The following is a 22,657-nucleotide window of genomic DNA, read 5'->3' as shown; positions in this document are numbered from 1 at the left end:
GGCGTCAGGTCCTTAGTGGTCGTGGCTCGCGCCCGACTTTTCGATGTCGGCCTTAATGACGAAGCTGTTTTCGGCGGCGTAGACCGTGCCCGGCCTGATGCCGCTGATGACTTCGGTCCACTCGGGTCCTGCCTCACCCAGTTCCAGCATCCGCACCTCGTAGGTCTCCCCAACCTTGGCGAAGACCACGCGGAAATCGCGGAACTGCTGGATGGCATCGGTCCGCACCGCCAGCGGCACCCGGCGCGAGGCCACGGTGACCTGGCCGCGCACCGCCATGCCGGGACGCCAGAAGCCATCACGGTTGGGGAGAGCGGCACGAGCGGTAACCGCCTGGCTGGTCACTTCGGCCAGCGGCAGGAAATCACGGATTTGTGATCCCTGCGCCCGCTCGCCTTCCAGACCGCGAATGTTGATCGCCTGCCCAGGTCGCACCCGCTCGATGTCGCGCGGGAAGATGGGGAAGGTGGCGACGGTCCGCGAGGGGTCCGCAATCACGAACAGCGGGTCGCTGTCGGCAATGTCTCCTACGTTGGTGTTGCGCGCGCTGATGACGCCGGAGATCGGGGCGTAGATCGGATAGACCTGCAACGAGTTGCTGCTCTCCACCTCCGCCAGCAATTGCCCGCGCGCCACACGCTGGCCCAGGTTTGCGCGAACCGAGACCACAGTGCCGGGGAAGCGGGCCCCCACGTCGGCGCTGCCGGCAGGGTCCAGTTCCACCCGGCCGATGATCTCGATGGTTTCACCGATTTCCTGTGGTCCGACGGTTTCGGTGCGGATCCCGGCCGCCTCCGCGGCGGCATCGGTAATCGTGGTGCGGCCTTCGTAGGATTCGAATTCCCAGCGGTGCCGATTGTCACCTGCGCGCGCAACCACGACCACGTCGAAGCTGTGCGGTTCGACCAGCACGGCCTGGCCGCGCAGGTAATCCTCCTGCGGACGGAAGGCGAAGGTCGTCTCTTCCCCGTCCAGCCGGGTGATCATGACCTGTGCCGTCACATCAGCCGGGTCAATCGGCTCGTTGTCGCGATAGGCGTAAAGTCGGTATTCGGGCGGAACCCCGTCCTCGAACACGGTAACTTCGATGGAGAAGTCACCATCGCGCAGCAGGCGGCCATTGTGCGGTCCGCGTTCGTAATCGCCAGCCGCGGGCGCCTCCCCTTCGGCTGCGGTTTCTTCGGTAGCTGATTGGCCACAGGCGGCGAGAGGAGCGGCGAGCAGCGCCGCAAGGATGATGTGCGACTTGCGCATGTCAGTTACCCCCAACAAGACGGGTGAATTGTCCGGTCAGCCTGTCGAGGTTGACCTTTTCCCGGTGATATTCAGTGAATGCAGCGACCATCCGGACCCGCGCGTTGTGCAGCGCGGTCTGGGCGGTCGATACGTCGAGAAAGGTGAAGCCGCCCCGGTTGTACCCTGCGCGCACTTCGCGCAGCGTCTGTTCGGCGCCGGGGATGACCAGCTCGCGAATGGCCTCCGCCTCGTGCCGGGCTTCTTCTACCCGCTCGGCCACAATGGCGATGTCGCGCCGTCGGATATAGCGCTCCACTGCCAGATCTGCCTCGACCTGCCGCTGTTCGGCGGCAGCCTGGTCAACCCGCGCGCGGTTGAGCGCCCGGTTGCCCAGGGGAAGCGAGAAACCAGCGATCACCGCCACGTCGCCGTTGCCGAACAGGCGTGGTCCGGCGTGAACCGTGGGGTCGGTGCGATTGTTCGCTTCAGCCAGGCGGAAGTTGGCCCCGGCACGATCCTGCCGTGCTTCGAACAAGGCAAGTTCCGCCGCGGTCAGATCCTCGGTTACCGGAGCAAGGTCGGCAAGGTCGAGAAAGCCTGTCGTGACGATGCTGATGGCGGCAGGGTCCCCACCGGTCATCAGGGTCAGCCGCGAAATGGTTGCTTCGGCCTCGTGTTCGGCCAATTCCAGATCGACCCGCGCCTCTGCCAGCTCGGTGCGGGCGCGCGTGCCGGCGAACAGCGGATCACGGGCTTCGTCCACCCGCCGCTGCACCTCGGTAACGAGCACCTCGGCGATCTCCACCCGGCTGCGCGCCAGCTCCAGCGCCAGCTGGGCTGCCTGTGCCTCGACGTATAGCTGTTGCACATCGCGCACCAGGTCGAGCCTTCTGATCAGCGCCTCTGCCTCGGCAATGCCCATCTCGCTTGTGGCCAGGCCGACGCGTGCCTCGCGCTTGCCGCCGCGCTCGATACGCAAGTTATAGGTGCCATCGATCTGCCACTGGCCAAGGCCGGGCGTGCCAAAGTTCTCGATTGTGCCGTCGATCGTGGGTGAAGGTCCCGTTTCGGCCGCAGCGCGGGCCGCTTCCAGTCCTTCTAGGCGCGCTGCCGATGCTTCACCCAGCGGTGAAGCGGCAACAGATCGCCGGATTGCATCTTCCAATGTCATTGGCTCGGCGCGGGCCGCGCCTGCCAACAGGATTGCTGCCGCTGTCAAAGCGGCACGCGCGTACGCGTTCATGAGCAAAACTCCTGATATTCCTGATAAAACTCACAACTCCAGACGGAGTCAGGGCAGGAATTCAGGCGGCAGGTGGCTCGGTGAGGGGTGCAGTTTCGCGGCCAGTGAACCGTGTTACATCAGCTATGCCAGGGCGCGTATTTGCCCTGTGCAGATCAGCCAACTGGCAACCCAATTCGGGTAAGCCGAAAGCAATATGAGTGTGAGAGTGGTGCGACAGATCCGACGATGTGTTCCATCCTGAGTGATGCGAAACCAGTGCCAGGTTCGCGTCGTCCTTAGCACCCTCTTGAACGTCTTCCTGCAAGCTTAGATGCTCGTGGGCATGGACCGCGTCCATATGCGGCAAGGCCCCTAGGCTCCCACCATGAGAGCCAAGCAAAATGCCAAGCAGCAGTATCATCAAGAGGTGACGCACTTCTCCAGATTATCTGCGTGCGAGACAAAACGCAACATTATGGGCTGCAGGAACTGGCGCATTTTCTCGAGTCGCAAAAAAATACGCATTTAACTATCATTTCAATGGCTAACGGAGAGATGTAAGAACCTGTGCTGCAAACTTTGCCTCGAACTCGTCCTAGTGTGTCGCGCCCTTGGCTTAATATGAGTAGCTGGTTTCTGGCCGATAGCGCTTAGGCAAACCGTGTTCCTCTTCTAACAGGTTCTGATCTAGGTGCCAGATCTCGAGACAGTGCGCCTTCGCGTCCGACTTGCTGGCCTTGCGGTGGCGTTTCGCACAATAGCTGACATCTTGGTAGCTCTCGGCGAGCACGGTGAAGGTGCCCTAATGACCTTCGGCGTCAATGTTTACATCGATGCCATCATCGGCCTTTCAGGGGTGTACCAAGGGTTCGAGAGCGTGGCCGGGTGCCAGAGGCTGGCGATGGCGATCGACGCCAAAGCCGTGGCGCGGGTGTTCGGCCTGTTCCTCGTGCTGGGGCTGGCCACCAAGGTGCAGGATTTGGAAATGTCGCGCGATGGCCGGCTGGCCAACCTCTTCCCTTCAACGGGGGGTGGAACTAGGCCAGGTGATCGTGCTGTCGCCGGGGTCTACCTCTTCTGGCTGTGGCGTGACCGGCCCCACCTTACCCGCTATGCCTTTGCAGCCAAACGTGCTGCTGATCCTGGTGGGCCTGTGGCTCGCAACCTTCCAGATACAGGGATACCTCGGCAGTTGATCGACCAGCTGCCGCGTCTGCATTTTCAGGCAGTTCTCGCTACCTTTGCGCGTCATGCCGTGGAACGGACCGTTACAAACAGCCTGGCAGCGGATGCCGGCGAGGGCATCAGATGGTCAGCATTACGCCAGTAGATAAGTAAACAGTATTGCGCGAGCCAGGGGAGTTTGGTGCCACATCGTAGAGACGGCCCTTAGCCAGCAAGACCAGGTTGGTTTCCCACCGCGCCACGTTGGGCACCAGCCAATATCGCAGGCGGCCGTCAAGCTGATGACCGGCGAACCGCCCCGCCGCGCCCGAGGGGTCGCGCACACCGCTTGTCGAGAAGCTGTCACGGCGGTCGGCCAGCCACATCGGGCGGTAGGTGACAAATGCGTCCCACGACCGCGCCGGGGCAATCTCGGCGCGCAAACCCAGCGTGGCGATATTGGCCCGCCCGACCGCGTTAAACAGCCCGGCCGGGGCCAGATCGGCCCGCCGCATACCGAACAGGGTGTCAAAGCGGCCAAACTTGCCGCCCGGCGTGTCGCCGCTGGCCATGTCGAACTCCAGCGCCAGCCGCAGTTTCGCCAGATCGGTAAAGGAATAGCCGGCTTCGGCGTGGACGAACCAGGCCTCGACCGGCAGGCTTGCGGCTTCGGCAGCGGTCGACGTGCGGATCGATCCCGTCTGATAGATGATCTCAACCTCGAAATCCGTCTGCCCGGCTCGGGCATCGCGGATCATCCGCGCGCTGAACGTGTCGAGGTGACGGTTGCGATTGGGCCTGCCCGGCGCATCGTTTTCGGCGAGGCCGAAATATCCTGCTTCCACGGTGGCTCCGGCCAGGGTGTTGCGACGCGACAGCAGCAGCCCCCACAATTGCAAGTCCAAGCTTTCCCGGTCCCACTTTGTTTCCAGGTCCAGCAGCGAGGGCAGGTCATCGGGCAGGCGCACCTGCGGCAGGACATAGATCGCCGTGGCCGAAACCTGATCAGCCAGGGTGGCTTCCACTTTCAGGCCAGAATAGCCGTTGGTGGTGTTGCGATAGTCGTCCGCCGCCACAAGCCGCCGCGAGCCGAGGTTCAACGTCATGCGGCCGGCCTGGATTGCCGCACTGCCGCTCAGGTCCGCGCCGACATAGGCCTGCACCAGCTCGAAGGTGTTGACTTCCCCCGTGCCCAACGTGGTGCCCGGCTTGGCCAGCCAGGCGCGGCTGTCATAAAGTTCGGCGGCAATGCGGAACGGGCCGGGACGGTATTCTGCAAACAGCGTCGTGCGCAGGTCCAGCTGTTCCTCGCTCAGCCGGAAACCGGCGCGGGGCTGGCCATCGAGCACCTCGTAGCGCAGCCGGGCAGAGGCACGCAGTGTGAAATCATCCGGGTTGCCGACGGAGGCCTGGAAGGGCGCAGGCTGAGGCGAGGGTATGGGTGGAGGCGCGGAGCTTTGCTGTGCCAGGGCGGGACCGGCGACAAGGCCCAACAGCCACCAACAGACATGAAGGACACGCTTTAGCAACGCCATGCTAAAATCCTTTGAAAGCAGGGGATGCCTGGCGTTGACGCCTCGTGCGGTTACCCATTCACATAAACCGAATTGTGGACGCAAGGCCGCATTGCTTCCGGCTGTCGATGGAGAGTTCCTCTGGCAGTGTTTAAGAGCCCAATTTGCTGCGCTCGCCGCTGCCAGTACCAGCAGATCGCCTTGCTCGCGGCCTGATCCAGTCAGTTGAACAGGATCCAGCCGAATAGTCCCGCCGCACCCAGAATGCCGGGCGCGACCAGCGCACCTTTCAGGCGCCACGCAAGGATGGCTGCCACCACAAAGATCGCCGCGGCGGGAAGCGGTTCGTCAATGCGTCCCCACGCCGCAAACCCCAGCTGTAGCAAGGTAGCGCTGATAATCCCCACCACGGCTGCGGCTACACCATCCAGCAGGCGATGCAGACGCGGGTTTTCGACTACTGCTTCCAACCGCTCAAAGAAAAGCATCGAGAAGGCGAAAGCGGGAAGGAACATGCCCGCCGTGATCGCCAGCGCCCCCAGCGACCCTGCCGCGATATAGCCGGCAAAGGTGGCGAAGATCACCAGTGGAGCCGGCAGGATATTGGCAAAGGCCACGCCATCGAGGAACTGTCCGTCGCTCAGCCAGCCACGTCCGACAGTGTCGGTTCGAACATAGGGGATTGCCGTGTAAGCGCCGCCAAATGTCAACAATCCGCCTTTGAGGCCTGCCACGAACAGCGCCGGCAACGCGGCTTGGGGCACGCCTTGGGCTTGCGTCACAAACGGGGCCGTCACGTCGTCCGGCAGCAAGGCCCAGGCGGCCAGTACGGCAACGCCAGCCAGCGCGACCGAAGCCCACAATCTGTTTGGGGAGGCATAGGCCAGGGCCGCTGCTACCAACGGCACCCAGAAGGGCACGCCAGCCAATGTCGCGATCAGACCGATCCCCGCCAGCGCCCAGAGGAAGCGATCGGCCAGGATGTGCCCACCGATGCGGTGGATGGCGCGGGCAATGATCGCAAGAACCGCAACCTGCACTCCTAGAAGGACGCCTTCCACACCGCTTACGCCGGCAACCACCGTGGTGTAGATCCATCCGCAGATCATCATCAGCAGCAGGCCAGGCAACATGAAGCCAAGGCCCGCGAGCAAACCCCCGATGCGCCCGCGCGCCACCATGCCTAGATGCACGCACAACTCATGCGCTTCAGGCCCCGGCAGCACCTGCATCACCGCGAGGAGGCGGTTGAACCGCTCGCGGCTGATCCAGCACTCCTCTTCGATCAGCGCCTGGCGCACCATGGCAATCTGGGCGACCGGCCCTCCGAAAGCGAGAAAACCGAAGCGCAGGAACTTCGTAAACAGCGCGAGCAGTGAAAGCTGCGGCGGTGCGGGAAGGACTTGATCAGGCATGCGTGCTCCTTATCGCCGAAGCGATGTGACAAGGAGCGGAACTTGGGCACGGGCCGCGCCTGACCGGGCGTCCGCGTGTGCCCGGTGGGTGGCGGCTACCACGTCCCCGCAGTATGGGAAAGAGACCACATACCGCATCGCTTGATTAGGCACTTCGTGAGGCCTAGCCTTCCAGAACACGGGGTATAGCAACCTCCCGTCAGGCTTCAGAGTGCCCAAGCGTTGCCCCATTGCCCTGCCTTTCGAGGAGGGCGTGCTGCGGGGATGATATGCCCGGTAGGCATCAGTTTCTCGCCAGCCATGTTTTGAGGAACCGCAATGAAGCCCGTCACTCGCCGCCAGGCCATCGGCACTGCTGCCTTCTCGGCGACCACACTGGCGCTGGCAGGAACCGCAAATCCTGCTGCCGCGCAGGCCCCCGCCGCCGCTGCCTTCGCTGGTAACCACGCACCGAAGCCGCTGCGCTTCGACCCGGCCAGGCTTACCGGACTGTCTGAAAGACTCATCACTTCGCACTGGCAGAACAACTATCAAGGCTCCGTGCGCGGCCTCAACACGATTGAGACCCGGCTTGCCGCCGCGATGGCCGATCCCGATTTCCCGCCTGTGGCCTATGCCGGCCTCAAGCGCGAAGAACTGCACCGCACGGGATCGGTCGTCCTTCACGAACTTTATTTCGACGGGTTGGGTGGAGACGGCAGTCCAGGCGGATCAGTGCTGGAGGCCATCAATGTGTGGTTTGGAAGTTTCGACAGCTGGGCGGCAGAGTTTCGCCGCACCGCCATGTCGCTGGCCGGCGGCTCAGGCTGGTGCGTACTGACATACAACCGCCACACCGCATCGCTGCACAACTACTGGGCGTGGGACCATATGCACGGAGCGGTGAGCGGCGCTCCTCTTCTCGCGCTCGACATGTACGAACACAGTTTCCACATGGACTACGGTACTGCGGCAGATCGCTACATCGATGCGTTCATGGCCAATCTGGACTGGGAAGTGATTGAGGGAAGGTATCGGGTAGCAAAAATCTAAGTTCGCCTGGACCCAGTCCGTCACTTACATCCGGCCCGCTCTCGTCTGGCTACTCGGGCGAGATGACACATAGCTTATATGTCCGCTTTAGAGCACATAGGAGGCTGCGTGGATCGTATCGTCGTGGATCAGAACGGGCCGAGGCTTCCGTCTTGTCTGTCCGCCTGCGGCAGATCTCCAGCGGCCACCATAGCCTCAAATTCAGATTTCTCGCTGCCGGAAATTTTAAGATGTAATCGCCTGCCTGCATATGGAAGCTCACGACCTTGCGGATTGGCGTGCGGCGGACGCCGCGACCGAAAGCCGCCGTTTCCGCTGGCACGCCGTAACGGCTCACATCGATCTAGGCAGGGCTGCCGAGACCTACGCCATATAGGCCCGCTTCCCGCTGTTCAGCGCTTGTCGGTGTCGCTCCAGCTAACTTCAAGTGACGTCGCGCGGCAGGTTCTCCCATATCTTGATCAACCGCTTGTTGCGCTCCTTACCTGTAACCTCACTTTGGATTGCCGACTTTTGACCTTGTTTGAGGCGGGACTTGTATTCCGGCGTCTTCCAGCGTTCGCGCAGTATAGGCGCACAGTGACTGCATCCCATGATGATTTCTGCCTCTTCCAGGTCAGCTTGCTTGCTTGCCGCCATAAGTTTTGGATCAGCGTTTTGAAGCCGAAAAAAGATCTGAGACACCTTCGCCATCGCCTCGTCCGCCCCAATCCGAGCTTCTTCGGCCGCATCAACTTTGGTCATCACGCCGTGCTTTTCGAGCATCTCCAGCAAGATTTTGAGGTCTTGGGGCCGTCCCCCTTTGATCGTCTTGTTCACTGTCTGGAGGACCACAAGGGCAAGCTTGGTCATCTTTTGCCCGCTCACCTCGACCTCCTCGTTGAGGATGCGGCTGATCATTTGGTTATGCGGCTCAACCTTCTTATGCTTCCTTCCGGCAAATCCAGATTGGCCGGGCACGAACTGGGTGGCGCGGGGCGGCTTAGCATAGCCGATCTCATAGTCGTCACCCGTGGGGTTCTTACGCTTAGGCATCGTCTTGGCCCTCCTCCATCTGGCGTTCGGCAGCAAAATCGTCGAAGGTGCGGCCACGCTCAGCATCTACGGCCGCCAGCCCTGTCCAGTCCTGCCAGCGCCGGATCGCAACATCGACATACTGTGGGTCAAGTTCCATGCCGTGGCAGATACGGCCTGTGCGTTCGGCCGCGATAAGCGCGGTCCCCGATCCCAAGAAACAGTCGATGATCCGGTCACCGTGCTCCGTGCAGTCGAGTATGGCATCGGCGATCATTTCGACCGATTTTGGGGTAGGGTGCTTTGCTAGCATGTCACCTTCGCGCCCGCTGCGGCTTGAGGCGGCGCTAGGGTAGGCCCAGACGTTGGAACGGTTGCGGCCATTGATGCCGAGCTTGATGTTGTTGTGATGGTTGGCGCCCGGCGCCCGGAAAACCAAAACAAGCTCATGCTGAGAGCGGTAGAAGCTACCCATCCCTGCACGATCCTTTGTCCAGCAGCACATTTGCACCATGGCACCGAAAACAGGTTCACAAGCGCGCAGCAGGATATGGAGACTGCGCCAGTCGATGAAGATATAGACCAGCGCGCCCTTGGACACCGAGCACAGCAGATTGTGCGCGAAGGCTGAAAAAAACGCTTCAAGCTCGTGCGGAGACTTATCGCCTGCCCCCTCGACAAAATCGGCGTGCTTGCCCTTCTTCGACACGAAGCCATCAACCTTGCAGCCAAATGGCGGGTCAGTAATCGCCATGGCGGCCTTGTGCCCTGCCATGAGCTGCGCGACGTCTTCCATGCTTGTTGCGCTACCGCACATGATCCGATGCCGTCCGAGGAGCCAGATCATGCCCGGGCGCGAAACTGCCCTTGGTTGCACTGGCGGGACGACATCCGCGTCACTTCCCATTGCGGCAATCTTATTCGGGATTCCGAGAATGCGGTCCAGCTCACCATTGTCGAACCCGATCGAGAGGTGATCGAAGTTTTCGATTCCAACTTCGAATTCGCGGATCCACGCACTGAGATCAATGGGATCTAAACTCCCTTTGCTGAGCAATTGGTCGATGGCGATCGTGTACTTCTTCGCCTCAACCTCGCTCATGCCTGCGTGGCGGGTGACTGTAACCCATTCCTTTCCCAGCCGTCGCGCCGCTTCGACAAAAAGATGCCCAACAAGAATCTCGCCATTTTCGTTCACTACTATCGGCAAGGGTGCGCCAGCAGGTAGTCTGCCCATCACTGCCATGGCAATTTCAAAGTCGCGTTTCGAAAAGCGCTTCGGATCGCCCGGCCGAACCCGAAGGCATGAGACGGCTGCGCCTTCGAGGCGAGTATGGTTGTGCCCGGAGAAGCACTCCTCCGGCTGATTCGGTTTAAGTTTCATAGAGTTGTCCTCGTTCTATGCTAATGAGGACTGACTCAGTGGACCCGAAAAAATCGGCATATCAATGGGAAATTTCAGCGCTTGCGATTTTTCCGTGGCCGTCCCCGAGCGAGCAGTGGTTTGTCACCATAAGCCAGCGTCGGCCTTGGCGCCGAAACGCCAATATACCGTGCGTTCGCCAGAAACGGGGCAGACTTGTGCCATTCTGCGGCTTCATCAAGCTCGGTGCGCAGAGCGCGAAAACGACGTTCGAGTGTCGCGGCACTCAACTCGCGCAGGAGTACTAAAGTCTTGGATTTCCCGTCAGGCCCGATCTCATACCCATAGATCTTCAATCCAGGGCGAGTTGCCTCGGTCATATTCATGCCCAGTGCGAGCCGAGGACTGACAAAGCCTAGCACCTGTTGGCGGTCGTCAAACTCGTGCCCTCCGTTGCGAGACCGGCGCAAGGCCCCTTCTGCGTGTATCATCGTCTGAATCCTTTCCGGATTTCCTGAGTCGCGGGGGCTAGGCATCGAGCTAAGCATTGGGCATCCTGTCTGACAATCCCCCCTCCCCTGCGGCTCGACCGCAGGGAGTTCGGGCTTCAGAATCCAGAAACGAGGTGCCGACGCCCGCCTCGCCGGCACCTCTTCAAATAATCGGTCGGCCTATGGCTGCCGACCTTGGTGGGCTCCAGCGGGTTCGCCGCCATTCCCACCGCCGCGCTCGATCCGCCTCACTGTGCGGCGTCTCCTGCGGTCCCCGCGCTTAATGGGTCCGGGTCCCCGTCAGGCAGCCTTTTGTAGTTCGGCGATTTTCTGGAATTCGCCGAGCAGGTCAGCATGATGCATTGCCAAGTGCCGCACCACACGGGCGTTATCTAGCAAGCTGGCAATATATGCGGTGGCCAAAACCAGATCGAGATGATCAGCACCATAGCTTTGCTCAATGGCCTTGAAGTCGCGCTCAAGCCGCGCGGACTCTTCGGTCATCAAGTCGACCTGCTCAGAAGTTAGGCCCAATTTTGACGGTTGCTTCGGCTCGATTAGCTGATCATCGGGCGTCGCCGCGACAATCGATTCCACGTAGCCCGTAGAATACCGGTTCATCGCAACCATCATCTCGGCCGCTGCGATTTGCCGCATAGGCTTCAGCTTCCGCAGCTGGGCAAAGGCGTTCAACGGAACGTGCTTGTCACGTAGGAGTTCGGCCACCTCATCACAGATACCCACCAGCAATTTGCGCTTCTTGCGGATACTCTGGATGTTGACGTTAAGTGCTCTCGCGAGCCGCTCCTCGGGAACTCCTCGCTTCACTGCCTGCAGGATCATCCGGTGCTCTTGAATAATGGCAATCCGGCTTACCCGCCTGTTGTAGGTGTATGCCTCGTCTTCGGTAGCGATGAGGCAAACAACCTCTGTTTCGCCATTCGCAGTGAGTATCTCGAGCCGCAAATGGCCGTCGAGGAGACGGAACTTTTCGCTGTCTTCCGGATCACGCACCACCACTGGGGGTTCGATGATGCCAACCTCACGGATGGACGCCTCGATTTGGAGGTATTTGACCGATTTCCTAACTTCCGGCTTAATTTGTCGCAGCGGAAAAATATCGCTGATAGCAATCCGCAGGGTGCTTCCTTCGAATGCTTGAGCAAGGTGCTGCGGATGGCCGGGTCTCATAGTCGGACCTCAGTTCCGCCGCGTAACCTGTCGGCGAGGTTTTGGGGCATTGTGGCAAGGTCTTCATCTTCGAGCACCGCGATGAACGTTTCATCGCTGCCCAAGCGTCGCAATGCTTCGACAATCAAAAGGAGCCGATTCTTGGTAGCCTGGGCGCGTCGGATCAGTGAACGTTTCCGCTCAGCATCGTCCTGATAAGCCCTCACCAGAGCTTCGGCAGAAATGCGAACTCGCTTTTGCCCTTCCGGTATCGCAAGTCCTTTTCCGCGTCGCCGTCGGCTATCGACGATCTTGCGCGCCATGAGCAATTTCTTGCCTTTGAGAAGGCCGCGCTCATAGGCACTCGATAAGGCTGCCTGAACGTCATGATCCTCAGTTTCGGCAATTTCGACAGCAACACACAAGGGGATGTGGCCGCTTTCGACCGATCGAAGCAGGCGAAGCTCGCCCTGTTTGATAAGCTGCGATACGCCGTGAACATACTTTTGCGTCAGGCCGGTTTTGCGGGCGATCTCGGCTTGCGAATAGCCACGCTCTTCCATCCCGCGAATATCCTGAAGCAAATCTATGGTCTGGTGCTGACGGCGGGCACAATTCTCCACCAGACTTGCGACCAGGCAGTCTTCTTCATCCGCGCGGACAACGAGTGCCGGTACTTCAGTTTGCCCCAGCGCAATGTAGGCTTCGAGCCTTCCCTGGCCACAGACAAGATCATAGCTGGGGCCGCCAGGTTCGGCGCGCCTGGTAACCGTGATTGGCTTTTTCAGGCCGATCTTTGCGATGTTATCGACGATTTCCTTGAAGTTTCGCTGGTTGCGAACGCGTGGGTTCAACACCTTGATTTTGTCGATCGGGATCATTTCGACGCGCTGAGCTGGAAGAGCGGGCATCACGCAGCCTCCCGGAAATTGGCCCGAACAGCCATGTGATAGTACGGTTCAAGGCTGTCGAAACGGTACGCATCAAGTGAAAGGCCGTTGCATTCTGCCAGCCGAAGGATGGCCTCGCGCATGTCGATCCGGGGCAGCAGGTAATAGTCTCTGGGCTGCGTGTTTGAACTGTCCATCCTAATCGCAAGGGTGAGGTCCGGCCTCAGTTTAGTATCGAGCCTGATCTTCCAGCGTTTCGATCCACCTGAGGTCTGAAAGCACCGCACGATCACCAGCGACGTAGTGAATTCCCGATTGATGGTGAGCAGGTCTGTTGCTGGATCGCGGCTGACCCTACCTCCTGCCCGCTCGATTCCCGAGATCACCGATTGAACGATTCCAGGGTGCATTGCGCGCAGGGCCCGGTTGGTTTCGAGGTAGCGATAATCATGGTCTGGGGTAAAGCCGACCAGAGTGTACGCGCGAAGGAGGCTACCGAACCGAGTTCGGAATGAACTGCTCGAGGGGCAATTATCGGCCTCGTCGATGATTAATCCCGAAAGACAGCCATTGCGTTCCAGGATTTGCGCAAGGAGCAACAGCATGTCTTCATTGCTCAACCGCTCACTTCGTTGCCGAATGATGGTTTGGGCAGATTCGAACAGTTCCACCGAGATGATGCCGCTGAATACACCGACCGCGCGGATCCACTCCTCCGGGGCGTTGCGGACATGCTCTCCCTTCAGTTTGCATGATGTCTTTGCCCAGACGTTGTTGCCGATGTATTTCTCGTTGATCAGCAACTGGTGAACTGAACCGCGCGACCAGGGCCGACCTAGATCAGTTTCTAGCCCCCGAGCATTTAGCGAATCCGCAATCTCCCGCTCGCTCCTCCCTTGTTCCACAAACATTCGATAAACGTTGCGCACGACCTCGATTTCTTCCGGGGGACCTGGGATGAGGATTACCCTGTCTGTGGTAATGCTCTTGTGCTCAAGCCGGGCAAGTTGGCCTTTCTCACGACCTGCCTGATCGACCAGCATGCGGCGCAGGCCGAAGCCCGCAGTTCCACCTTGACGATAGCCAAGGCGGATCAGGTTTGCCTGACCGGCGAAAACCTTGACCGAAAGCTCGCGGCTGTATTCGCCGGCCATGGCTCGTTTGACAGTTTTGATGATTGAAGAGCCGATGCTACCATCATTCTCGAACTGTTCGATGCAGTAATGCACCTGAACGCCAGCCCTTCGACACCGCAGTTCGTAGGACGCAGCTTCATCCGGATCCTGAAACCGACCCCAGCGGCTTACGTCGTATACCAACAAGGCGGTAAAATCGGCCTGCCCTGATTCTACATCATCAAGAAGCTGCTGGAGTGCCAGACGACCACCAATGGTAAGCCCGCTCTTCCCTTGATCAGCGTAGGTCCGAACGATTTCGTAATTTCGCTGCTCGGCATACCGGCGGATGGCAGCGGCCTGATTGTCGGTGGAATACTTCTGATGCTCGGTAGACATGCGGACGTATTCAGCGGCCCGCTGCCGGGGCGGTTCGCTGGGTAATTCAGGCTCATTTGTATCCAGCCACTTGATAACCATCGCCGCCCCGCCAGGTGCTTGCTGCGAAAGAGACCTTTTACAACATGAAAGGGCGAAGCATGGTTCGTATAAGCGGAACTCAAGTTCCGGAATCACTGGTTCTGCAGTCGGATTCCGAACTCGCGCTGCATATTGGGCAAGCCCTCTGTGCTGAACTTGGAGCGACTCGCCGAGCTGCGAAGACGCTGATGAGGTGGACCCACGTCAGCGATCGGACCGCACGAAAATGGTTACATGGAGACGCGAGCCCGAGTGGCCTTCATCTCTTGGCGCTGGCGGCTAATTCCCAATCGGTCATGACCTTGGTCTTGGAGCAAACGGGTCATAGCGACATCGCTCTAGTGCTTGAGCTGAGAGCCATTGAACGAGACCTAGAACGTGCACTCGCGCGAGTTCGCGCAACCCTCCAGCAGGGGGCGGTCTCAAATCGACCAGCAGGCTAATAAGCCCTTACCCGGCATTGCCTGCCCGGCAAAATGGGCACCCTAAACATCGGTTTGTCGAACGCTAAACCCTGCCGAAAATTCCCTACGCTGAGCTTAGGGAAATTGCCTTCTAAGTCCCGGGTTTCCCCGGTCTTTGTGGCTCGCTTGGGCCGAAAATTCCCTAAAACCTAGAATCTTTAGGGAATTTCCCTTGAGATCAATACCCTTCACACTGCGTCGCGCACCAATCACCCAGCCAGTCCTGTAGATCCGCCCCCTCCCGGGCGCACCTTGCGGCTGGTCTGGCCGGTGCCTGGGTTGCGAACCCTTGCGCGCCGCCGGTGACGAGGCAAGCCTAGCCCGCCAGCCGCGCCGCCATCAGTGGGTCGCCTGCTCGTTCCAGCCGATCACCTTGTGGCGCTGGCTGCCCAGCTTCTCGATGCCCAGCTCGATCACGTCGCCTTCCTTGAGGAAGACTGGCGGCTTCCTGCCCATGCCCACGCCCGGCGGGGTGCCGGTGGTGATGATATCGCCCGGCAGCAGCACCATGAACTGGCTGACGTAGCTGACCAGCGTGGCGCAATCGAAGATCATCGTGCCGGTGTGCCCGCTCTGCATCCGCTGGCCGTTGACATCCAGCCACATGGCAAGGTTCTGCGGGTCGCCCACCTCGTCCGCTGTCACCAGCCATGGGCCGACGGGGCCGAAGGTGTCGCAGCCCTTGCCCTTGTCCCACGTGCCCAACCGTTCGAGCTGGAACGCGCGTTCGGACAGGTCGTCGCACACGGCGTAGCCGGCGATGTGGTCGGGCGCATCTTCCGGCGTGACGTAGCTGGCCCGCTCGCCGATCACCACGGCAAGTTCCACCTCCCAGTCCATCTTGGTGGAATTGCGCGGGCGGCGCACGTCGTCGTTCGGGCCTTGCAGGCAGGATACCGCCTTGGTGAACACGATCGGTTCCGCCGGCACCGCCATGCCCGCTTCCGCCGCGTGGTCGGAATAGTTGAGGCCGATGGCGACGAACTGGCGCGTGCCGGTGACGGGCAGGCCCAGCCGCACGGGGCCTTCCACCAGCGGCAGGCTGGCCGGGTCCAGCGCGGCCAGCCTGGCCAGTTCCGGGCGGGACAGGCGATCGGGGGTCAGGTCCGGGATAACCGCCGAAAGATCGCGCAGGTGGCCGGCGTCATCGACCAGGCCTGGCCTTTCGTGTCCGGGCGGTCCAAATCGCGCCAGCTTCATCCGTTTCTCCTATTCCCGGCAACCCCACAGGCGGTTTGCCAGCCACCCGGTCTGGCAGGCAGATCGGCAGCGAACAAGCGGTCCGATCTTCTGAAGGCAGACAGGCCGGGGTGTTCCCGGCCTGTCGTCGCTCCATCAGGCCACGCAGATGGTCGCAAACCGCTCCGCCTGCATCGGGAAGATGTGCACATCGGGCGGGAAGTAGGAATACCGGATGCGCGCCTTGACCTCCACCTTGTGCACGCCCGGCTCCAGGCCGCCGGGCTTGTCGACCAGGATTTCGCCCCACTCGGTCAGGCCCCAGCGTGCCTCGGTCTCCTCGCGCATTTCCTCAAGGGTGTAGACCTCGTCGCGGATGCCGAAGCGGTTTGCCTCGAAGGGGAAGAGCTCGCCGTCAACGGTCACGTCAAAGCCGTCGAAATGCGACAGGCGGGTGCCGTGATAGTTGGGGACGCGGATGCGCACGGCGAAGCCCTCGCGGGCACCGACGGGTCCGAAATTGCGAAAGCCGGTGCTCTGGATCAGTTGATGCTCAAGCATGACGGGTACTCCGGAAACAGGGGGAATGGATGAAGGGGAGGCGCGTGCTTACCAGGGCTGCGCGTCGTACTCGGCTTCCAGCTTGCGCAGCAGCGCGTGCTGTCGGCGCACCTGGTCGATCGAGCGCCACGGCGCGCGCCAGCCTTCGTATTCGCTGGACAGCCAGCCGGTATAGCCGGCCCGCTTCAGGGCCGAGATTACCGGCCGCCAGGGAATGTTCTGGTCTTCCAGGTTCTCGTCGATGTCGTGGAACTTGGCCTGGATGAAGACCACGTACCGGGCGATGTCGAGGAATTCCTCCGGATTGACGGCAATGCCGTTGAGGAACTCCATGTGCTTGCGCGCTTCCTCGTTGATCTGGTGCGATCCCCAGTGGGTCAGCGGCTTGTTCTGGAAGATGCCGGTATCGACCATCAGGCCGAAGTTCTTGGTGCCGGTGCGTTCGATGAAGTTGATGTAGCCATCCACCACCACGTGCTTGATCGGAGTGGGAGCATGGATTTCCGGGCAGATGATCACTCCCAGCTTCTCGGCCGTGTCCAGGTTGCGCTCGACATAGGCCTCCCACTGGGTTTCCGGGATCAGGTCATGCGAGGTCACGCCGAACTTTGGGCGCAGGAACTTGAAGCCCAGTTGATGCGCCAGGCGCAGGTCCCGCTCCAGCTCGGCCGCGCCTTCTTCCACCGTCAGGTTGCGCTGGAGGGTGATGCGCATGTCCACCCAGGAACACATGTTGGTGGGTTCCAGCTTGTACTTGTCGACCAGCCCGAACCACCGGTCGAGGAAAGCGGAGCTGGGATTGGGATAGCCTTCCACCTGCCCTTCGCCCAAGATCTCGATGCCGGTGGCACCGGTATCGGCGATATGATCGAATGCGTCTTCCAGCGTCATCACCGACCCGTAATCGTCGGTGTAGCTGTAAGCGGATACGCCGTATTTGAATGAGCCAGCCATGGCTTGCCTCTCCCGTCAGAACCTGCACGACTGTTGCCAGCCGTGCCGTGATGGACCCTATCTAAACGATGATTAGATAACTGGCAAGCGAATGCCGGAAAGCGCCCCGGCCCGGCCGTGCCCTTTCCGGCTTCCTTGCTGGTAGCGCTTCAGAAACTGAAGCGCAGCGCCGTGGTCCAGGTGATCCCGTCATAGGCGCCGCCGTCGTTGGCGCGATCGCGCATGTGGCCGTAGGCGAGGCCCGTCTGCAGCTTCAGCTTGTTGCCGTAGATGTAGTAATTGAGGCCGCCGTAGACCTCGGTGTAGCGGTCACCCCGCCCGCCGGTCACCGCGTTGTCATAGCGGCCCAGGCGCAGGCCGTTGTTGCGGGCGCTGTCGAGCCAGGTGAACCGTGCCACGGCTTGCAGATTGTCGGTCACGTCGACCCACGGGGTGACGGTGGAGCCCCACGCATTGCTCTGGCCCAGGTAGCCGTTACCGTGAACCAGGTCGGCCGACAGGCCCCAGTCTTCCTGTTCCAGCACCCCGACCAGGGCCACCACGTCACCGAATGACCGGGTGGAGGTGTTGTTCACGTCGGCTTCGTTGTGAACATAGTCTATCCGCAGCAGCGCCTTTTCCATGCCCAGGTCTTCGCCGAAATCGCGCCCCAGGCTGGCCAGCACGAAGGCGCCGCCGTCGAAGTGGCCGAAATCGGAATCGCGCCGGCCAGAACTGAACACGCCGCCGGTGTATGACCATGCCCCGCTGCGCCCGCTGAGGCTGGCGCCGCTCATGTATTCCTCGGTGAACCAGAAGTTGTTGGCCACGTTGCTGCGCTCGATGGTCAGCAGTTCGTTGGATGAGGTGGCCCCGTCCAGCGTGAACTTGGCCGAATGCTTGCCCACGGTCAGGCGCGCGGCATCGCTGAACTTCCAGGCGACATAGGCATCGGTCAGCCGGTCATACAGCGGGCCGCCTTCCAGGTTCAGCTCGGTCTCCACCTGCACGTCCAGGTTGTGCAGCAGGCGGGCGCGGGCACCCAGGCGGGCGCGGCGCACCGTCAGGTCGCTGTCGTTACCCTGATCGGCATCGACCACGTAATTGTCGAGGTGCAGGCGGCCGATGATCCGCAACTCGTTGAGGCCGTCGGACTCCTCGTTGCGATAAAGCCGCGCGGTGCTCCAGATCTCGTCGAAGGCAGCAGTCGCGCTGGGGGCGGGTGTGGGCGCAGGAGCAGGCGCGGGAGCCGGAACCTCGGCAGGGGCCGTCTGCGCTGCAGCAGCGACCGGCGGCAGGGCCAGGCAAGCGGCGGCGGCAAGGGCGGGGTGGAAGCGGAGGTTCGGCATCAAATGTGTCCTTGGCGTGTCAACCTGCGCGGCCCTTAATGACATCGGTGTTACACCTGTGTGACAACCAGGGGATCAAAAATTGACATCGTGTCACAAGCTGGTCGTGTCCTGCGTTGCCTTGCCGGGGGCCGGTGGAAACCAATCGCCTCGCCAAGCGATGGTATTGGCGCAACATCAGGGAGACAGGCAATGCCGGCACGGGCATATTGGCAAGGTCAGATAAGGCTGGCGCTGGTTTCGATCCCGGTGGAAATCTATTCCGCCGAAAAGAGCGGCGCAGCCATCAGGTTCCGGCAGATCCACGAACCCAGCGGCAAACCGGTCAACTACGAGAAAGTGGTGCAGGGCATCGGCCCGATCGACCGTGACGATATCGTCAAGGGCTACGAGGTATCGAAGAACAACTTCGTCCTGCTGCAGGACCGCGAGATCGAGGCGGTGAAGATCGAAAGCCGCAAGACGCTGGAACTGGTGCAGTTCGTGGGAAGTGATGAGATCGATCCGCTGTATTTCGAAAAGCCTTACTATGTCGTGCCCGCCGATGACCTGGCTGAAGAGGCCTACATCGTGCTGCGCGAGGCCCTGCGGCAGGCGAAGAAGGTAGCGCTGGGCCAGCTTTCGGTCCGCGGACGCGAAGTGCTGGTAGCGTTGAAGCCGTGCGGCAAGGGTCTGCTGCTGGAAACGCTGCGCTATGCCGACGAGGTGAAGAAGGGGCACAGCTTCTTCAACGATATCCCCGCCACCAGGCCCAGCAAGGACCTGCTGGGCCTGGCCACCACCCTGATCGACCAGAAGAGCGCGCCCTTCGATGCATCGGCCTTCCAGGACCGCTATGTCGACGCGCTGAAGAAGCTGGTCGACAAGAAGAGCAAGGCCAGGGGCAAGACCATCCTGGAGGATGTGGAGGAACCGGCCACCCGCAGCGGCTCCAACGTGATCGACCTCATGGCGGCGCTAAAGAAATCGGTCGGCGGCGAAGACCAGGCTCCTGCGAAAAAGCAGGCCGCGAAGAAGCCGGCGGCGAAGAAGGCTCCGGCACGGAAACGCGCCTGATGGAGCTGAACGATCCCGTCCTGCTGCACTGGCTCGATTGGGACGTGCTGACCCGGTTGGGCGCGGCGGCCATCATCGGCCTTCTGCTGGGGCTGGACCGCGAGATTCGCGGCCATGCTGCCGGCCTGCGCACCCACGGGCTGGTGTGCTTCGCTTCCGCCGCGCTCGCGGTATCGATGCTGGCGCTCTATCACCAACTTGGCGGGCCGGATGCCCGGCTGGATGCACTGCGCATGTTCGAGGCAACCGGCAGCTTCATCGGCATCGTGGGCGCGGGCCTGATCGTGTTCAGCAAGGGGCGGGTGAAGAACCTGACCACCGCAGCCCACCTGTGGTTGACGGCGGTTATAGGGCTCGCCTGCGGGGCGGGCCAGTGGCCGCTGGTGCTGATCGGTGCGGTCATCTCGCTGGTAATGCTGACGCTGGTGGGGCTGCTGGAGAAGCGCTACTTTCCCGAAGACCGCGAGGATAGCGCGCCATGACGCGCAAGGCCGATCCGCTCGCCGCCTATAACGCCAAGCGCGATTTCAGGAAAACGGCCGAGCCTGCGGGCAAGCGCGCGCACAGCGAGGGCGGCAACCGCTTCATCGTGCAGAAGCACGCCGCCACCCGCCTGCACTGGGATTTCCGGCTGGAGGCCGATGGCGTGCTGAAAAGCTGGGCCGTGACCAAAGGGCCAAGTCCCGATCCGGCAATCAAGCGGCTGGCCGTGCGGACCGAGGACCATCCGCTGGCCTATGCCGAGTTCGAGGGGGTAATCCCCAAGGGCGAATATGGCGGCGGCAGCGTGATGCTGTGGGACCGTGGCACCTGGGCGCCGGTAGAAGGCAAGAGCTGGCACGACATCGACAAGGGCCACCTGCACTTCACGCTCGACGGGGAGCGGATGAAGGGCGAATGGATCCTGATCCGCCTGAAGCCGCGCGGCAACGAAAAGCGCGAGAACTGGCTGCTGCGCAAGGTGGATGATGAGCACGCCCGGCCCGGTGATCCGCTGGTGGAAAAGGCGCTATCCAGCGTGCTGACCGGGCGCTCGATGGCGGAAATCGCCGCTGACGAGCAGGGCAGCTTCTCGCTGGCGGGCAGGAAGGGCGCGGATTTTGCCGCGCAGATGCAGAAGGCGGCCAGCCACAACAAGGGAGCGGTGAAGGGAAGGCCTGCCAAGCCAGGCAAGCCCGCCCCGCTGCCGAAGTTCCGCGCACCCCAGCTCGCCACGCTGGTCGACGCCGTGCCCGACGGCAACGGCTGGATGCACGAGATCAAGTTCGACGGCTATCGCGCGCTGGTCGCCTGCAAGGGCGACAAGGTGCGCGTCTATACCCGCAACGGCCTGGACTGGAGCGACAAGTTCGTGCCGCTGGTGCGCCACCTGGCGGCGCTGGACCTGCCGCCGTGCCTGATTGACGGCGAGATCGTGGCCTATGATGCCAGGGGCAACCCCGATTTCTCCAGCCTGCAAAACGTGCTGAAGCGCGGCCACGGCAGCCAGGAGGAAAGCGACCGGCTGGCCTTCCACGCCTTCGATCTGCTGGAGCTGGCGGGCGAGGACCTGACGCCGCTGAGCAATATCGAGCGCAAGGAACGGCTGGAGGCCCTGCTGGCCGATGCCGAGCCGCCGATCCATGTGGCCGACCACGTTATCGGCGCGGGCGAAAAGCTGTTCGCCGCGATGTGCAAGGCGGGGCAGGAAGGGATCATCTCCAAGGCGATCGACGCGCCCTATCGCGGCAAGCGCACCAGGAACTGGGTGAAGGTGAAGTGCGTGCTGCGGCAGGAATTTGTGATCATCGGCTGGAAGAAGTCGACCACCCGCATACGCCCCTTTGCCAGTCTGCTGCTGGCGCAGAAGGAAGGGCGCCAGATGGTCTACAAGGGCAATGTGGGCACCGGCTTCGATGGCGATACGCTGGACCGGCTGGCCGGCGAGATGGAGCCGCTGGCCACCGATAAGCCTGCTGCCGAAGTGGACCGAGTCGCCAGTCGCGGGGTCACCTGGCTGAAGCCCGAACTGGTGGCCGAAGTGGCCTTTGCCGAATTCACCGCCGAAGGCAGCGTGCGCCACGCCAGCTTCGTGGGCCTGCGCGCCGACAAGAAGGTAAAGGATGTAAAGCCAGAAAAAGCCCAGCCTGCCCCGGTGGAGGAACCGCCGGTTGAGATCACCAGCCGCGAGCGGGTGATCTTTCCCGAAAGCGGGCAGACCAAGGGCGACCTGGCCGATTACTATCAGGCCGTGGCCCCGCTGATGCTGCCGTGGGCGGCCCGCCGGCCGATCAGCCTGGTGCGTTGCCCGCAGGGGCGGGCCAGCAAGTGCTTTTTCCAGAAGCATGACAGCGGCTCGTTCGGCCCGCACGTGTCCCATGTGCCGATCACCGAAAAGGACGGCGGGGCCGAGGATTACCTCTACGTCACCGATGCTGCCGGCCTGATCGCCTGCGTGCAGATGGGCACCATCGAATTCCACGGCTGGGGATCGCGCAGCGATGCGGTGGAAGCACCCGACCGGCTGATCTTCGACCTCGATCCCGATGAAGGACTGGATTTCGATGACGTGAAGAAAGCCGCGCGCGACATCCACGACCAGCTGGCCGACTTGGGCCTCACCAGCTTTGCCATGCTGTCGGGCGGCAAGGGCGTGCACGTGGTGGTACCGCTGACGCCGGGCCATTCGTGGGACGAGCACAAGGACTTTGCCCGCCGCTTTGCCGAGGCGCTGGCCATCGCCCAGCCCGACCGGTTCGTGGCCACGATGAGCAAGGCCAAGCGCAAGGGCAAGATCTTCATCGACTGGCTGAGGAACCAGCGCGGCTCCACCGCCGTGCTCCCTTACAGCGCCCGCGCGCGCGCCGGTGCGCCGGTGGCCGTGCCGATTGCCTGGGACGAACTGGCGGAGGTGGAGAACGCCCACCCGTTCAGCATCGACGATGCGGACAAGCTGCTGGCCCGGGCCCGCACCCCCGCCCTGATCGGCTGGGGCCATGCCGAGCAGGCCCTGCCGCAGGTGTGAGC

19 protein-coding genes are annotated in these 22,657 nt (G+C 61.7%); 5 read left to right on the top strand and 14 right to left on the bottom strand.

Features of this window, described 5'->3' with window-relative positions; genetic code table 11:
- Window positions 1-12: 12 nt before the first annotated feature.
- Window positions 13-1,254 (bottom strand): efflux RND transporter periplasmic adaptor subunit, encoded by a 1,242-nt coding sequence (locus GRI99_RS01305; protein WP_160770205.1) that lies wholly within the window; start codon window positions 1,252-1,254, stop codon window positions 13-15.
- Window position 1,255: 1 nt separating this feature from the next.
- On the bottom strand, window positions 1,256-2,479 hold the full coding sequence (locus tag GRI99_RS01300) for a TolC family protein (protein WP_160770204.1): 1,224 nt from the start codon (window positions 2,477-2,479) through the stop codon (window positions 1,256-1,258).
- Between the two features lie 787 nt (window positions 2,480-3,266).
- On the opposite strand from GRI99_RS01300, the gene GRI99_RS01295 reads away from it, so the two are divergent.
- Window positions 3,267-3,791: a HupE/UreJ family protein gene (locus GRI99_RS01295; protein ID WP_160770203.1), complete on the top strand. Its 525-nt coding sequence runs from the start codon at window positions 3,267-3,269 to the stop codon at window positions 3,789-3,791.
- On the opposite strand, the gene GRI99_RS01290 is transcribed toward GRI99_RS01295, so the two are convergent.
- Window positions 3,766-5,118 carry an alginate export family protein gene (locus GRI99_RS01290; protein ID WP_237438059.1) on the bottom strand — a complete coding sequence of 451 codons (1,353 nt, stop codon included), beginning with the start codon at window positions 5,116-5,118 and terminating at the stop codon, window positions 3,766-3,768. The genes GRI99_RS01295 and GRI99_RS01290 overlap by 26 nt on opposite strands.
- A gap of 242 nt (window positions 5,119-5,360) precedes the next feature.
- Window positions 5,361-6,554: a chromate efflux transporter gene (gene chrA / locus GRI99_RS01285; protein ID WP_160770202.1), complete on the bottom strand. Its 1,194-nt coding sequence runs from the start codon at window positions 6,552-6,554 to the stop codon at window positions 5,361-5,363.
- A 318-nt stretch (window positions 6,555-6,872) separates the two neighbouring features.
- Here chrA and GRI99_RS01280 point away from each other — a divergent pair, with 318 nt between their 5' ends.
- Window positions 6,873-7,586, top strand: a complete 714-nt coding sequence (locus GRI99_RS01280; protein ID WP_160770201.1) for a superoxide dismutase — start codon at window positions 6,873-6,875, stop codon at window positions 7,584-7,586.
- A gap of 423 nt (window positions 7,587-8,009) precedes the next feature.
- On the opposite strand, the gene GRI99_RS01275 is transcribed toward GRI99_RS01280, so the two are convergent.
- From GRI99_RS01275 to GRI99_RS01230, 10 genes are all read right to left on the bottom strand, one after another.
- Window positions 8,010-8,621: a DUF5681 domain-containing protein gene (locus GRI99_RS01275; RefSeq protein WP_160770200.1), complete on the bottom strand. Its 612-nt coding sequence runs from the start codon at window positions 8,619-8,621 to the stop codon at window positions 8,010-8,012.
- On the bottom strand, window positions 8,614-9,984 hold the full coding sequence (locus GRI99_RS01270) for a DNA modification methylase (protein ID WP_160770199.1): 1,371 nt from the start codon (window positions 9,982-9,984) through the stop codon (window positions 8,614-8,616). The genes GRI99_RS01275 and GRI99_RS01270 overlap by 8 nt, the downstream gene beginning before the upstream one ends.
- A gap of 74 nt (window positions 9,985-10,058) precedes the next feature.
- On the bottom strand, window positions 10,059-10,454 hold the full coding sequence (locus GRI99_RS01265; RefSeq protein ID WP_160770198.1) for a hypothetical protein: 396 nt from the start codon (window positions 10,452-10,454) through the stop codon (window positions 10,059-10,061).
- Between the two features lie 300 nt (window positions 10,455-10,754).
- The gene (locus GRI99_RS01260) at window positions 10,755-11,645 is read right to left on the bottom strand and encodes a plasmid partitioning protein RepB C-terminal domain-containing protein (RefSeq protein ID WP_160770197.1); all 891 of its coding nucleotides are present in this window, start codon (window positions 11,643-11,645) and stop codon (window positions 10,755-10,757) included.
- Window positions 11,642-12,535, bottom strand: a complete 894-nt coding sequence (locus GRI99_RS01255; protein WP_160770196.1) for a plasmid partitioning protein RepB C-terminal domain-containing protein — start codon at window positions 12,533-12,535, stop codon at window positions 11,642-11,644. Before GRI99_RS01255 ends, GRI99_RS01260 begins: the two co-directional genes overlap by 4 nt.
- Window positions 12,535-14,109: a recombinase family protein gene (locus GRI99_RS01250; protein WP_160770195.1), complete on the bottom strand. Its 1,575-nt coding sequence runs from the start codon at window positions 14,107-14,109 to the stop codon at window positions 12,535-12,537. Before GRI99_RS01250 ends, GRI99_RS01255 begins: the two co-directional genes overlap by 1 nt.
- A gap of 803 nt (window positions 14,110-14,912) precedes the next feature.
- Window positions 14,913-15,773 carry a fumarylacetoacetate hydrolase family protein gene (locus tag GRI99_RS01245; RefSeq protein ID WP_160770194.1) on the bottom strand — a complete coding sequence of 287 codons (861 nt, stop codon included), beginning with the start codon at window positions 15,771-15,773 and terminating at the stop codon, window positions 14,913-14,915.
- 135 nt (window positions 15,774-15,908) lie between these two features.
- Window positions 15,909-16,313 (bottom strand): C-glycoside deglycosidase beta subunit domain-containing protein, encoded by a 405-nt coding sequence (locus tag GRI99_RS01240; RefSeq protein ID WP_160770193.1) that lies wholly within the window; start codon window positions 16,311-16,313, stop codon window positions 15,909-15,911.
- 48 nt (window positions 16,314-16,361) lie between these two features.
- On the bottom strand, window positions 16,362-17,267 hold the full coding sequence (locus GRI99_RS01235) for a sugar phosphate isomerase/epimerase family protein (RefSeq protein ID WP_160770192.1): 906 nt from the start codon (window positions 17,265-17,267) through the stop codon (window positions 16,362-16,364).
- 149 nt (window positions 17,268-17,416) lie between these two features.
- Window positions 17,417-18,595, bottom strand: coding sequence for a porin (locus GRI99_RS01230; RefSeq protein ID WP_160770191.1), 1,179 nt, complete (start codon window positions 18,593-18,595; stop codon window positions 17,417-17,419).
- A gap of 192 nt (window positions 18,596-18,787) precedes the next feature.
- On the opposite strand from GRI99_RS01230, the gene ku reads away from it, so the two are divergent.
- Genes ku through ligD form a run of 3 tightly spaced genes read left to right on the top strand, consistent with a single transcriptional unit; the run spans window position 18,788 to window position 22,655 of the window.
- Window positions 18,788-19,651: a non-homologous end joining protein Ku gene (ku, locus tag GRI99_RS01225; RefSeq protein ID WP_160770190.1), complete on the top strand. Its 864-nt coding sequence runs from the start codon at window positions 18,788-18,790 to the stop codon at window positions 19,649-19,651.
- Entirely contained in the window at window positions 19,651-20,133 is a 483-nt protein-coding gene (locus GRI99_RS01220; RefSeq protein ID WP_160770189.1) for an MgtC/SapB family protein, read from the top strand. The genes ku and GRI99_RS01220 overlap by 1 nt, the downstream gene beginning before the upstream one ends.
- Window positions 20,130-22,655 carry a DNA ligase D gene (ligD, locus tag GRI99_RS01215; RefSeq protein WP_160770188.1) on the top strand — a complete coding sequence of 842 codons (2,526 nt, stop codon included), beginning with the start codon at window positions 20,130-20,132 and terminating at the stop codon, window positions 22,653-22,655. The genes GRI99_RS01220 and ligD overlap by 4 nt, the downstream gene beginning before the upstream one ends.
- Window positions 22,656-22,657: the final 2 nt, after the last annotated feature.

The organism is Alteraurantiacibacter buctensis (assembly GCF_009827655.1).
In the GTDB taxonomy this organism is placed as follows: domain Bacteria; phylum Pseudomonadota; class Alphaproteobacteria; order Sphingomonadales; family Sphingomonadaceae; genus Alteraurantiacibacter; species Alteraurantiacibacter buctensis.
The sequence above is the reverse complement of the archived record's forward strand: the minus strand, read 5'-3'. Positions and strand labels throughout refer to the sequence as shown.